The organism is Shewanella sp. 0m-6 (assembly GCF_052977325.1).
Genome location: NZ_JBRIMD010000035.1, coordinates 23,444 through 37,792, shown reverse-complemented (window position 1 = coordinate 37,792; position 14,349 = coordinate 23,444). Strand labels below are relative to the sequence as shown.

The window sequence follows — 14,349 nt, the reverse complement described above, 5'->3', positions numbered from 1 at the left end:
GAGGAGGCGTATTCTACACTCTCCAGTGGCGGCGTCAAGCGCTTATTTTAAGAAGTTTTTCAAGCGATGATTTCTTAATCACTCTCGTGAAAAGAAGCAAAACCCGAAGCTCTTAAAGCGTTTGTCACCTGAGATTAATTTCCGTAGAAGTTAATCTCTCTAACGCTGTGTGCTTGGCTAGTTGCCTGCTTCACCGTGTCAGTGGGGTCGCATTATAGGGAGATTCGAAAAGAGCGCAAGTGCTTTTTTCGAAAATAAACGCCTTTTTTTAATGTTTTAATTTAAGCACAACTTAGCCACTAGTTACCCTCAGACTTATCCACAAAACTCGCTTTCAGCGACGCTTTTATCGCCAGCACCAAATTAAAGTTAAGCTATTTCTACACGGTATCAATGTTGCTGTGGTTGGATTGCACCACTCGTTTATCTTCTTACTGTCTTCTTACTCGCTTCTTACTAGCCTATCTTCATATATACGTAACTTATGTAGCAAGGCGCTATTTGGGTTAAGAGCCAGACTTAGGAAACTAATAAATTAACCCACTATCCTTTTTCATTGGTAATAAAAAAGGGCGACTCAATGAGTCACCCTTTTCTTTAGTATTGTTTTGCTATTCTAGCTAAGCTTGCCGTGGCATTGCTTGTACTTCTTACCAGAACCACATGGGCAAGGGTCATTGCGACCAACTTTCTCGCCATCGCGAACAGTAGGTTGAGTTGCCGCTAATGCAGCACTTTCTTCTGCGCCCACTATAGCTTCAGCTTCTGCATGTTGATAGTCACGACGGATCTTGGCATCTTCTTGGCGACGACGCTCTTCCATCTCTTCAACATCTGACTGAGCCTGTACTTGTACTTTAGACAAGATACTAATCACATCATGCTTTAGTGACTCAAGCATCTGCTGGAATAGCTCAAACGATTCACGCTTATATTCTTGCTTTGGATTTTTCTGTGCATAGCCACGTAAGTGAATACCTTGACGCAGGTGATCCATTGCAGAAAGGTGCTCTTTCCACAAACCATCAAGCGTTTGCAGCATAACCGCCTTTTCGAATTGACGTAGAACTTGCTCGCCTACCATCTCTTCTTTTGCTTTATATGCATTAACCCAAGTATCAACAATACGCTCACGCAAGGTTTCTTCATGCAAGTCATCTTCTTTATCCAACCATTCTTGAATTGGCAGACTCATTGCGTATTCTTGCTGTAGGCGTTTCTCTAACCCTTCAACATCCCAAAGCTCTTCAACAGACTGACGCGGAATATATTGATCGATGAGGCCGTTAACCACATCTGCTTGGATATTTGTGATCGTTTCCTGAATACTTTCAGCATCCATCAACTCATTTCGTTGAGCATAAACAACCTGACGCTGGTCATTAGCAACATCATCAAATTCAAGTAACTGCTTACGGATATCAAAGTTACGTGCTTCTACTTTACGTTGTGCATTTTCGATAGCGCGTGACACCCATGGATGCTCAATCGCTTCACCCTCTTCCATTCCAAGTTTCTTCATCATTGAAGATACGCGGTCAGAAGCAAAGATACGCATTAAGCTATCTTCCATAGATAGATAGAAACGAGATGAACCAGCATCACCCTGACGACCAGAACGACCACGTAGCTGGTTATCGATACGGCGAGATTCGTGACGTTCAGTACCTAGAATATGTAGACCACCGGCTTCAACAACTTCATCATGACGAACTTTCCAGTCAGCTTTAATCTTAGCTTTCTGCTCGTCAGTTGCGTTAGCTAGCGCATCAATTTCCATGTTCCAGTTGCCGCCCAACACGATATCGGTACCACGACCGGCCATGTTAGTTGCCACTGTTACCGCACCAATTCGACCAGCTTGAGCAACAATATCAGCTTCACGCTCGTGGAACTTAGCATTCAAAATCTCATGCGGGATCTTTTGTTTCTTAAGTAAGCTGTGTAACAGTTCTGATTGTTCAATCGATACTGTACCGACCAATACTGGTTGTCCACGCTCACGGCAGCCAACGATATCTTTTACGATTGCAGCATACTTTTCGTCAGCTGTCAGATAAACCAAATCAGGGTTATCTTGACGAACCATTGGACGGTTAGTCGGAACAACCACTGTATCAAGTCCGTAGATGTGTTGGAATTCGAATGCTTCAGTATCGGCAGTACCCGTCATACCCGCTAACTTTTCGTACTGGCGGAAGAAGTTCTGGAAAGTGATTGAGGCTAATGTTTGGTTTTCATTTTGAATATGAACCCCTTCTTTAGCTTCTACCGCTTGATGCAAACCTTCAGACCAACGACGACCAGGCATAGTACGGCCAGTATGTTCATCAACAATAACGACTTCGTTATCTTGAACAATATAGTCTACGTCTTTTTCAAATAAGGTATGGGCACGTAGTGCTGCATTTACATGATGTAATAAAGAAATATTAGCAGCAGAATAAAGCGAGTCGCCTTCGGCTAGCATGCCACGCTCAGTTAGCAGTACTTCAACTTTCTCTTGACCACGTTCGGTCATGTGCACTTGCTTTGACTTCTCATCAACTGAGTAATCACCTTCACCCACATACTCTTCAGTATCTTCTTTATCTTGCGCGATAAGATTGGGGATCAGTGTATTGATCTTGATGTATAGCTCAGAGCTATCTTCAGCCGCACCAGAAATAATTAGCGGCGTACGTGCTTCATCAATAAGAATCGAGTCGACTTCATCGATTAGTGCATAGTGAAGTGGACGTTGAACGCGCTCACTTGGCGAGAACGCCATGTTGTCACGTAGGTAATCAAAACCGAATTCGTTGTTAGTACCGTAAGTAATATCTGCATCATAGGCAGCTTTCTTTTCTACTTGCCCAAGACCCGCAACGTTAATACCAACGGTTAAACCAAGGAATTCGAAAAGAGGACGGTTGTTTTCAGCGTCTCGACCCGCAAGGTAATCGTTCACCGTGATGACGTGTACACCTTTGCCCGTTAGACCATTAAGGTAGGCTGGCAGAGTTGCCGTCAGTGTTTTACCTTCACCGGTACGCATTTCTGCAATACGGTTACTATCCAGGATCATGCCACCAATAAGCTGCACATCGAAGTGACGCATATCAAATACACGCTTCGAGGCTTCACGTACTGTCGCGAATGCTTCAGGTAATACGCCTTCTAATGTTTCACCGCCGTCTAAACGCTCGCGGAAGTGGGCCGTTTTTGCTTTTAAATCTTCATCAGATAGCTTTTCGTACTCAGCCTCTAGTGCGTTAATTTTATTAACGACTTTACCAAATGCTTTAAGTGTACGATCGTTGCGACTACCAAATACTTTTGTCAGTAATTTACCAAACATCTGAACCACTTCTATGTTGTTGGCCAAGTCCCTTTGAGAGCCTGAAAGCCTATTTTATGATTAACCTGCCTTGCGGTAGACATACTTTTGCGGATCGATCTGCTGTCCACCACGCAACACTTCATAGTGTACATGAGGCCCAGTTGAGCGCCCAGTACTTCCCATCACAGCGATTTTATCGCCTTTAGCGACCACATCGCCCACAGTTACTGACAAAGCTTTATTGTGACCATAACGAGTGCTTAGACCATTTCCATGATCAATTTCGACTAACTCACCATAACCAAACATCTTGTCCGCCCATGTAACTACGCCACCTGCTGTCGCGATTACATCGACGCCCTCTTTTCCAGCAAAGTCGATACCTTTATGCATCGTTCTTTTACCGTTAAAAGGATCATTACGTAAACCATAGGGCGAGGATAACCAACCTTTCTGGATTGGTCGCCCAGATATATAACGCTCTTCATCTATATGGAGATTAGATGCTACTGTTTCAAGTAGTGATAACTGAACATTATTATTATCTATTCGAGACACCAACTTATCCATATCTGCGATAAGCTGATCGAGTTCGATGTTAGTACCCAACTCACTGATACCACCAACACCGACTTCTGAAGAGAAATCAAATTGATCTTCTAATTGATTATTGAGAGCAACTTGCTGACCCAGTGCTTCTAAGCGCGTGAGTTTAGCTTGCATACGAGCAACGTGGGCAACCAACATCGAAAGTTGAGTCTCTGTCGCACTCTTTAGCGCGACTAACTCATCTTTTTGTTCTTCACGAGCCATACGCTCGCCGTCGACATTAGCTTGTTGCTGTGTAAGTTGCTTGGCATTGTGCTGATAAAGACCCGTACCTGCTGCGATGAGCAAAATAGGCAATAGCAGCCAACGCTTTCCTGGTTGCCAGCGTGTGGCACCATTTCGACCTTGAATAAAAACTGTTACACTCATAGCCTAATTAAGCCATTTTATTATCATATGAAAAAGCCCCCACAGGATCTCAGTCAGTTACTACATCAGCAAGGCACAATGCCTAACTTAGCTGAAAAGGCAGAACTGTTATTACACTTAGATCGCTACGTGAAACAAGTGCTAACTGGTCCAGTGACAGAGCAACTAAAGGTTGCCAATTTACGCCAAGGGATCTTGGTTATTGAAACAACTACGGCTGCTTGGGCGGCAAGAATTAACTTCCAAAAACCCAAAATATTACAACAGCTGCAAGCCGAAACGCTACCCATGCTTACCGCAATCGAGGTTAAAGTCAACCCAAGCTTGTTAATGTATGAAACAAAACCCAAGGTCGCTCACAACCTAATTAGTGAAAATGCCGCCGCTCATATTGAAGCGTTAGCTGAACATACTGAGGGGACATTAGCGGTAAAACTAAAACGGCTGGCTGCATTAGCCAGCCGTTCAAGGCAATCTTAATTCGCGATTAAGCGAATACAGCACCCGCGGGTACCGAGAAGCTGACTGGTGCGTCGGCTTCTTTTTCAAAACTGACAATTTCCCAAGCGTCCTGCTGTGCAAGCATGGCACGTACTAACTGATTGTTAAGTGCGTGGCCAGTTTTGTATGCACAGAACTCACCAACAATAGCGTGACCCGCTACATATAGATCACCAAAAGCGTCAAGAATCTTATGCTTAACGAACTCGTCCTCATAACGCAGGCCATCGGGGTTGAGGACGCGATATTCGTCAAGAACAACAGCATTTTCCATGCTGCCACCTAGTGCAAGATTATTCGCTCTTAGGTACTCAATATCGCGCATAAAACCAAAGGTTCTTGCACGGCTGATATCTTTCACAAAAGCAGACGATGAAAAATCCATAACCATATGCTGCTGACTACGCGCGATCTCTGGGTGGTTAAAGTCAATTGCGAAATCGACTCTGAAGCCTTTAAAAGGTTTCAACTCTGCCCACTTATCACCGTCTTCAACACGGATAGGTTTAGTGATTTTGATGTATTTTTTAGCGGCGTTTTGCTCTTGAATACCTACAGACTGAAGTAGGAAAACAAAAGGACTCGCACTGCCATCCATAATTGGAATTTCAGGCGCGTCAACTTCGATAACTGCGTTATCAATACCTAGTCCGGCTAGCGCTGCAAATAGATGCTCAATTGTTGAGATACGAACACCATCATCATTTACCAAGGCAGTACACATAGTCGTTTCACGAACTTGATCGGCAACAGCTGGTATTTCAACTGCAGGCGACAAGTCGGTACGAACTAGCTTAATACCGGTATTGATGGGCGCGGGTTTAATGATCAACGTAACCTTGTTGCCGGAATGCAATCCAACACCAGTCGTTTTAACCATTTCTTTTACAGTTCTTTGAAAAATCATGTATTTACCCGTTCATTATCTCAACAAAAAAGCGCTAACCGCACACTTTTCAGTCGTGTGCAGGCTATGCTGGTCGGATATCTTAGCATATCTTTGCAAATTCACCAAAACTCACTCAGCTTTAGGACAATAGTTTAGTATTGCCTCATACTTCTTAACTATTTATTAACACTAAGATTAATCAGCTTGCTTACGCAAAAATGCTGGGATATCTAAGTAGTCAAGATCGCTCTTTTTTTCAGCCACTGGTGTTGCTACTTGAGGCTGAGTTGCAGCTGCAGTATTACCGTGTGACATCGTTGGAGCGATAGCGTCTTCTGCTGCAAAGCTCTCTACACGAGGCTCAGCTGGAACAATCGGCTCTGGACGTGGAGCAGGCTTAGATACTAGCTGGATATCCGGCTTCTTTTCTGCGCCAATACCCGTAGCAACAACCGTTACACGTAGCTCATCAGACATTTCAGGGTCGATTACCGCGCCCACAACAACAGTTGCGTTATCAGAAGCATAAGCCTTAACGTGGTTACCCACAGTCTCGAACTCTTCAATGCTCATATCCATACCCGCAGTGATGTTAACTAATACGCCACGCGCACCAGCTAGATCAATATCTTCAAGTAATGGACTTGCAACAGCCGCTTCTGCAGCTTCTTCAGCACGATCTTCACCGCTTGCTACACCGGTACCCATCATGGCATTACCCATTTCAGACATAACCGTTTTTACGTCGGCGAAATCGACGTTGATTAGACCTGGGCGAGTAATTAGCTCGGCAATACCTTGAACCGCGCCAAGTAACACGTTGTTAGCTGCAGCGAATGCATCTAATAAAGACGTACCACGACCTAACACTTTAAGTAACTTTTCATTTGGAATGGTAATTAGCGAGTCAACATGCTTAGCAAGCTGCTCAATACCTTGATCCGCGTAGGTCATACGCTTCTTGCCTTCGAATGGGAAAGGCTTGGTTACAACAGCAACAGTAAGAATACCTTCTTCACGTGCAATTTCTGCAACTACTGGTGCAGCACCAGTACCGGTACCACCGCCCATACCCGCAGCGATAAAGATCATGTCTGAACCTTTAATCGCATTACGAATGTTTTCTCTGTCTTCTTCTGCCGCTAAACGACCGATTTCAGGGTTGGCGCCAGCGCCTAAACCTTTGGTCACATCGCGACCCAATTGAATTGTGGTCGTTGCAGCAGACTTACGCAACGCTTGTGCGTCAGTATTTGTTGCTACAAACTCAACACCTTCGATGTTGTGTTTAACCATATGCTCAACAGCGTTACCGCCGCCACCACCGACACCGATGACCTTAATCACCGCTTCGTCTGAATGACTATCCATGATCTCAAACATGGTCTTTTCTCCGTTATGCCTGCGTTATTAACTAAAACTCGCCTTTAAACCAGCTCTGAACCCGATTCCAAAGACTGGTAACCCCTTGTCGTTCAGGACGTTCGAACTGTCGTTCGATCACTCTGCGCGCACCATAGTGAAGCAACCCGACTCCGGTAGAGTAAATAGGCTGATCCACATATTCGTGTAAACCTTTAACTGGCAGCGGCTGTGCCATTCTCACTGGCATACCAAATGTCGCTTCAGCGATATCAACGGCACCTTCAATCGATGCGGTACCACCAGTAATGACAATGCCTGCTGCAACCTGATCTTCTAAGCCGCTATCGCGTAGCTGCTTTAAGATCAATTCAAATAATTCTTGGTATCTAGGTTCAACCACTTCCGCTAACGTGTGACGTGACATGCTACGTGAAGGACGACCACCTACTGAAGGCACCTCGATACTGTCTTCACGGCTCACCATAGCGCTACGAGCGCTAGCGTGCTGCACCTTAATCTGTTCTGCGTGTGACAAAGGTGTACGGAATATCTTAGCGATATCGTTAGTCACCTGATTACCCGCAACGGGCACGACAGCACAGTGACGCAGTGCACCATTGGTATAAACCGCAATATCGGTTGTACCGCCACCAATATCGACCAAGCAAACGCCTAAGTCTTTCTCATCATCAGTCAGTACTGAATCAGCTGAAGCGATGGCTGAAAACACTAAGTCGTCAACTTTTAAACCACAGCGCTCGACACTCTTAGTGATGTTCTTAGCCATGTCATTGGCACAAGTCACGATATGAACCTTCGCTTCCATACGCATACCTGACATGCCAATTGGGCTCTTAATGCCGTCCTGTATATCAATAGCGTATTCTTGAGGCAATACATGCAAGATACGACGCTCAGTTGGAATTTTGACAGAGCGAGCCGTATGGATCACATTGTCGACATCTTCTTGAGTCACTTCTTCGTCGTTAATCGACACCATGCCGTTTTCATTCTGACATTCGATATGTTTGCCAGAAATACTTAAATACACCGATGAGACCTGGCAATCTGCCATTAACTCGGCTTGATCCAGTGCTCTTTGTACGCTGCGGACGATAGAGTCGAGATCGTTTACGCCGCCTTTATCCATCCCCCTTGAAGGATGGTTTCCCAGACCGACAATACTGATCTCACCGTCAGGCAATACTTCACCAATGATCACAGCGACTTTTGATGTCCCTATGTCCAATCCCACAATCAGATTTCTATCTAGATTCTTGGTCATTAATTAACGGCTCTCTTTTTGTGCATCATCCCAACCTACGGCCAAACCTGTGTCGTAGCGCAAATCCACAATAGCTACCTGTGTATCTTGCTCTGCAAGTTTTGGGTAGACGTGGATAAATCTTTGTATCCTTGCCATCTTATCTTCTCGACCGAGCTCCAGCTTAATGCCATTATTTAGCTCAGCGTGCCAAGCATGCCTTGGACTTAAGCTTAAACTTTGTAAGTTAAAGCCATTAATTCTTAATAACTCGCCTACCTGCTGGTAAGTAGTTAGTACCGACTTACCTTGCTCTTCAGGACCCGTCAATATAGGTAAATTAGGTATACCTTCTTTCGCCGGTGCATCAAACACTTCGCCGTAAATATTGAGCCAAGCATCACCATTCCAATGCGCAACTGGTTTTTGTTCAACCAAATATACCTTTAACTTGGCTGGCCACTCGCGCCTAACGGAGGCTTGGTAAACCCAAGGTAATGCTTCGAGGGCTTCTTGCACTTGGGTCACATCAGCCGAAAAGAAACTCCTCTGCATCAAATCCTGCAATGCTAGTTGGATCTCTTTATCGTCTGTATATAAGCGCTCCCCTTTAATCGCTACCGCTTCAATAGGTAGCGCATCAGCATCATTTAGCACGGTATTGAGTTTCATCACTGCCATCGATAAACCAATCAATACGCACAGTAAGAACGCCAAACCAAAACACAGATACCAATCAGCTTGCGAAAGCAAAACTCGAATACGCTGACCTTTCTCGCGCCAAGACACCTTAGGCTTCCTTTTGCAACCGGGAACTCAGAAAATCGGCCATTATATAGCCCTTATTCCAAGCGTCAAAATTAGATGTGTAACTTAAGGTATATAACTCTAAATTACGCATTTTTTTCATCAGTAGTCTCGGTACCAAAACCCAAATTCGATTCGGCAAGGCTACGTGATAACAACCCAATACTGCCAGCCCCTTGGGTCAGCAGTAAATCACCGTCTTGCAATATCTCTGGTAAAACGGTTTCTAGCTGCTCGGTGCTCGCAACAAATACAGGCTCAACCTGACCACGAACACGAATAGAGCGACACAATGCCCGACTGTCAGCCCCCGGAATAGGTGCTTCACCTGCGGCGTATACATCTAACATCAACAGGCAGTCGACTTGTGATAGTACTTCTACAAAGTCCTCATACAAGTCGCGGGTACGACTGTAACGGTGCGGCTGATAGATCATCACCAAGCGGCGTTCAGGCCAACCGAGTCTGGCAGCCTTAATCGTGGCGGCAACTTCACTTGGGTGGTGACCATAGTCATCAACCAATTTAATCTCACCTTTCGCGGTACTAAACTCGCCAATTTGCTGAAAACGACGACCAATGCCTTGAAACTCACCTAAAGCAGCAATAATTGCTTCATCTTCGATGTCATCTTCAGTAGCTACGGCAATCGCTGCCAGCGCGTTTAACACGTTGTGCTCGCCTGGCAAGTTAACTGTTAAGCGCACATCTGCTAACCCTGCACGTCTAACCGTGAATGCGCTGCAATAGCCTGTTTGCTCGAAATCTAGCGCCTGCACATCAGCGTCATCGCTAAAACCGTAAGTCACTACACGACGACCAATACGTGGAATAAGCTCTCGTACAATAGGGTCATCGATACAGACTACTGCAACTCCATAAAAAGGCAGGTTATGCAGGAAATCAACGAAGGTTGTTTTAAGCTTTTCTAGATCACCTTCATAGGTATCCATATGGTCAGCTTCGATGTTAGTCACGACACTGACCATCGGCTGCAGATGTAAAAAGCTCGCGTCACTCTCATCAGCTTCAGCAATTAAGTAACGGCTATGACCTAATCGAGCGTTAGTACCTGCGCTATTTAACAAGCCGCCAATCACAAAAGTGGGATCGCGCTCTGCTTGACCATAAACACTTGCGATCAAACTCGTCGTAGTCGTCTTACCGTGAGTTCCAGCAACAGCGACACCATGACGGTAGCGCATCAGCTCAGCTAGCATTTCAGCCCGGCGCACCACGGGGATCCTAAGCGCTTTTGCTGCAACCAACTCAGGGTTGTCAGCGCTAATCGCGGTTGAAACAACAACCACGTCTACACCTTTAACTTGGCTTGCATCGTGGCCAATATAGATGGTCGCACCAAGTTGAGCTAATCGCTGAGTGACCGCACTTTCAGCGATATCTGAACCACTTAACTGGTAACCTTCATTAACAAGCACTTCCGCTATGCCGCCCATACCCGCACCACCTATTCCAACAAAATAGATGTGCTTAACCCTGCGCATTTCAGGGATCATGGATCTTAGCTGCGAATACTTCTCTGCTTTGTTACTCATCTCAACCCTTCTGTGCTAATCGAATACAGACGTTGGCGACTCTTTGAGTTGCATCTAAAATGGCAACGTCTCGAGCACGCTGGCCCATATTGCATAATGCTTGTTTATCAGATGCCAGCATCGACAATTTAGTCATTAACTTGCTGGTATCGACTATAGGCTGTGGCAGTAAAAATGCTGCGCCAGCGTTAACTAATACTTGGGCATTTTTAGTCTGATGATCATCTACCGCATGTGGGTATGGCACTAGCAAGCTCGGTAAACCGACTGCAGCTAATTCAGATACGGTTAACGCACCAGAGCGACACACCACCACATCAGCCCAGCGATAAGCCGCTTCCATATCATCAATAAACTCAGCAACGCTTACGCTGCCATCTTGGCCTAATCGTTGATATTCGGCTTTAACGCTCGCTAAATTATCACGCCCAACTTGATGCCAAACCGTCATTGAATGGGTTTTACTCACCCCTTCGAGTACGCTTGGCATGACATCATTAAAAATCTTTGCTCCCAAACTACCGCCTACAACGAGCACTTTTAGCGAATCATCGTTACAGGCAGGCTTTTGCTTTTCGCCAAGAGCGATAAGCTCTTTGCGGATAGGATTACCGACAGTTTCAGCTTTAATGTCGGTAAAGGTACCGTCAAAGGCACATAGCACCTCAGAGGCGATACGCGACAACAATCTATTGGTCATGCCCGGAATCGCATTCTGTTCATGCAACACCAAAGGTATGCCACACATCTTTGCTGCAACGCCGCCAGGACCGCTAGCAAAGCCGCCCATGCCCATCACCACATCGGGCTTAAATTTTTTAATAACAGCACGCGCTTGCATCACCGAACGTAGGATCTTAAATGGCGCAGCGAGCTTTCGCATCAAGCCATTACCACGCACACCTTTAATATCGATAAAGTCGATATCAAAGCCATGTTGTGGCACTAATCTCGCTTCCATTCGCTCTGCAGTGCCTAACCAACGCACTTTCCAGCCTTGCTGACTCAAATATTTAGCCACCGCTAGCGCAGGAAATACATGGCCGCCAGTTCCGCCAGCCATGATTAAAATGCGTTTTTCTTCAGCTTGGTTAGTCATTAATTCACTCATTGTTTACTTGTCCGGCCTTCAACGGCCTGAATAACACTTAATCGTCTTTCATGGTCTATTCGGATAAGCAACATGGCTGCCGCCGTCATGACCCACAAACTACTACCGCCATAGCTAATAAATGGCAGAGTTAATCCTTTGGTTGGTAACATACCAATACTGGCACCAACGTTTACCACGGTTTGAAAGCAGATCCAGATCCCGATGCCATAAGCAAGATAACCTTCGAATGCTCTTTCTAGTGCTAGACACATACTGCCGAGTTTAATCGCTCGCAGTGCAACAAATAGCAGCACTGCTAATACGGCGATAATGCCGATAAACCCTAACTCTTCGCCAATAACCGCAAAGATAAAGTCAGTGTGCGCCTCAGGCAGATACTCTAACTTTTGAATACTGTTGCCTAAGCCTTGGCCAAACCAATCACCGCGTCCATACGCCATAAGAGATTGAGTCAGCTGATAACCGCTACCGAACGGATCTTGCCACGGGTCGAGGAACGACGTTACTCGGCGCATTCGGTAGGGCTCAAGTAATACCAAGGCCACGAATGCTAATATCCCAGTTAAGATCAATGCGAAGAAGTCCAGTAATCGCGCGCCCGCTAAAAACAGTAACCCGACGGTACCCACAAACAGTACGACCACAGTACCTAAGTCTGGTTGCATCAAAATCAAAAACGCATATACAGCAAAAACAGCAATGGGCTTATAAAAGCCTTTAGCGTTTTCTCTAATCTCTTGGTGGCGTCGTACCAAGTAGCCAGCCATGTAGATGGCAAAGGCAAACTTAGCTATCTCGGCTACCTGAATACGGATTGGCCCTATCGATAACCAGCGGGTTGCTCCATTAACGGTTGTGCCCACAAACAGCACCGCGACCAGCATGACACCAACGACGACCAACAACCACGGACTAAAGTGTTGCCAATGGCGCATCTCTATTTGCAGCACCACCGCCGCAATAATAACGCAACCGACTAAGTAAGCGCCGTGACGCCACACAAAATGAAACGGATTGCCGGTCAAGGTTTGCGCCTCTGGCATAGAAGCTGACATCACCATCACAAAGCCAAAGCAGATAAGTGACAACACCGCAAACATTAACGGCCGATCATATAGCTGCATTCCTGGTGCCGAGGTGTCATTAAACAAATTCGGCAACGACCACTTAAAGCGGTTGCCAAATAAGCTTAACTGCTTCTCGCTACTCGCCATGAAGCGCTTCTACTAAGCTGCGAAATTCATCCCCGCGAGCCATAAAGTTGGGGTACATATCTAAGCTGGCGCATGCTGGTGACAAAATCACGATATCACCTGCTGTCGCTATCTCATGCGCCTTGGCAACAGCCTCTGCCATTGTCTTTACTTTTATTGAGTCCGCTTTTAACGCCGCGACTTTATCGCCATCTTTACCCAACGTGATTAGCTGGCTGACTTTGCCTAGTACTGGTACTAACGGAGAAAAGTCTGCACCTTTGCCGTCGCCGCCAGCGATCAAGATCAGTTCACCTAAGTGATCACTTAAGCCCTCGATTGCTGCGACAGTCGCGCCAACATTGGTCGCCTTAGAGTCGTTGACATAAGTCACGCCAGCAATATCAGCAATCACTTCACAGCGATGAGCTAATCCACTGAATGTCTTAGCGACCTCGATTTGAAAATCTCGCCCAATACCTGCTGCAGTTGCTAACGCCATTGCCGCTATGACATTTGCATGGTTATGACTTCCCACAAGCACCACATCGCTAACAGACATAATCTGGCTGTTACCTTGCACGACCATTCCACCTGAAATTCCCCAGTCATCAACTTCTGGCGCATTTAAACCAAAACTTTGCTGATTAGTCGGATTATTCGGAATGGTTAATGGGTCTTCGCGATTAAACAGCACCATTTTGGTTTGTTCATACAGCTTAAGTTTTGCCTGGCGATATGACTCTAGATCGCTGTAACGATCCATATGGTCTTCGCTAATGTTGAGGCAAGTTGCTGCTGTGCAGTGCAAACTCTGGGTAGTTTCAAGCTGAAAACTCGATAACTCTAAAATATATAAATCTTTAGGCTTCAGTAGTAGGTCCAAGGCTGGTATACCGATATTGCCACCAACAGCGTATGAACAACCGCTGGCTTTAGCCATCTCGCCCACTAAGGTTGTGACCGTGGTTTTACCGTTAGAACCGGTAATACCAATCACTTTAGCAGAGGTTTTGCTCACTTCTCTCGCGAAAAGTTCCACATCACCAATCACCTCAATCCCCATATCGAATGCGACCCTAACTTCTGGGGTTTCGCATGCTATACCAGGACTGATGATGATCTGCTGCGCTTGCACTAAATAGCGACAATCAAATCCACCCGCGACTAACTCTACTTGAGGAAAGTCTGCCGCTAAGGTGTCAGCACCAGGAGGCTGAGTTCGGCTATCCATCACTAAAGGGACAATGCCTTGCGCACACAGGTAACGCACAACAGATAAGCCTGTTGCACCTAAACCTAAAACGATGTGTGAATATTGCTGCGCCATATCAGACCTATGTAATCCTGTTGTTTAAAT

General features: G+C 45.8%; 11 protein-coding genes. 1 reads left to right on the top strand and 10 read right to left on the bottom strand.

Annotation, left to right across the window (positions count from 1 at the left end):
• Positions 1 to 616: 616 nt before the first annotated feature.
• Together secA and ACVBJC_RS18555 are read right to left on the bottom strand one after the other, a co-directional pair.
• Positions 617 to 3,340, bottom strand: coding sequence for a preprotein translocase subunit SecA (secA, locus tag ACVBJC_RS18560; protein ID WP_447162411.1), 2,724 nt, complete (start codon positions 3,338 to 3,340; stop codon positions 617 to 619).
• Between the two features lie 60 nt (positions 3,341 to 3,400).
• Entirely contained in the window at positions 3,401 to 4,300 is a 900-nt protein-coding gene (locus ACVBJC_RS18555) for a M23 family metallopeptidase (protein ID WP_447162410.1), read from the bottom strand.
• 27 nt (positions 4,301 to 4,327) lie between these two features.
• Between ACVBJC_RS18555 and ACVBJC_RS18550 the strand changes: the two genes are divergently transcribed.
• Positions 4,328 to 4,780, top strand: coding sequence for a DUF721 domain-containing protein (locus tag ACVBJC_RS18550; RefSeq protein WP_447162409.1), 453 nt, complete (start codon positions 4,328 to 4,330; stop codon positions 4,778 to 4,780).
• Positions 4,781 to 4,787: 7 nt separating this feature from the next.
• Here ACVBJC_RS18550 and lpxC read toward each other — a convergent pair whose 3' ends face one another.
• The 8 genes from lpxC to murD all read right to left on the bottom strand — a co-directional run bounded on the left by lpxC (position 4,788) and on the right by murD (position 14,319).
• Complete coding sequence (lpxC, locus tag ACVBJC_RS18545; RefSeq protein WP_447162408.1) at positions 4,788 to 5,708, bottom strand: UDP-3-O-acyl-N-acetylglucosamine deacetylase; 921 nt, start codon at positions 5,706 to 5,708, stop codon at positions 4,788 to 4,790.
• 177 nt (positions 5,709 to 5,885) lie between these two features.
• The gene (gene ftsZ, locus ACVBJC_RS18540) at positions 5,886 to 7,073 is read right to left on the bottom strand and encodes a cell division protein FtsZ (protein WP_447162407.1); all 1,188 of its coding nucleotides are present in this window, start codon (positions 7,071 to 7,073) and stop codon (positions 5,886 to 5,888) included.
• Between the two features lie 31 nt (positions 7,074 to 7,104).
• Positions 7,105 to 8,340: a cell division protein FtsA gene (gene ftsA, locus ACVBJC_RS18535; protein WP_012157000.1), complete on the bottom strand. Its 1,236-nt coding sequence runs from the start codon at positions 8,338 to 8,340 to the stop codon at positions 7,105 to 7,107.
• A gap of 3 nt (positions 8,341 to 8,343) precedes the next feature.
• Positions 8,344 to 9,108 (bottom strand): cell division protein FtsQ/DivIB, encoded by a 765-nt coding sequence (locus ACVBJC_RS18530; RefSeq protein WP_447162406.1) that lies wholly within the window; start codon positions 9,106 to 9,108, stop codon positions 8,344 to 8,346.
• 104 nt (positions 9,109 to 9,212) lie between these two features.
• On the bottom strand, positions 9,213 to 10,682 hold the full coding sequence (gene murC / locus ACVBJC_RS18525) for a UDP-N-acetylmuramate--L-alanine ligase (protein ID WP_447162405.1): 1,470 nt from the start codon (positions 10,680 to 10,682) through the stop codon (positions 9,213 to 9,215).
• 1 nt (position 10,683) lies between these two features.
• Positions 10,684 to 11,781 (bottom strand): undecaprenyldiphospho-muramoylpentapeptide beta-N-acetylglucosaminyltransferase, encoded by a 1,098-nt coding sequence (gene murG / locus ACVBJC_RS18520; RefSeq protein ID WP_447162412.1) that lies wholly within the window; start codon positions 11,779 to 11,781, stop codon positions 10,684 to 10,686.
• An 8-nt stretch (positions 11,782 to 11,789) separates the two neighbouring features.
• A complete protein-coding gene (ftsW, locus tag ACVBJC_RS18515; protein WP_447162404.1) occupies positions 11,790 to 13,010 on the bottom strand; it encodes a cell division protein FtsW in 1,221 nt (406 codons plus the stop codon).
• On the bottom strand, positions 13,000 to 14,319 hold the full coding sequence (gene murD / locus ACVBJC_RS18510) for a UDP-N-acetylmuramoyl-L-alanine--D-glutamate ligase (protein ID WP_447162403.1): 1,320 nt from the start codon (positions 14,317 to 14,319) through the stop codon (positions 13,000 to 13,002). Before murD ends, ftsW begins: the two co-directional genes overlap by 11 nt.
• Positions 14,320 to 14,349 lie beyond the last annotated feature (30 nt).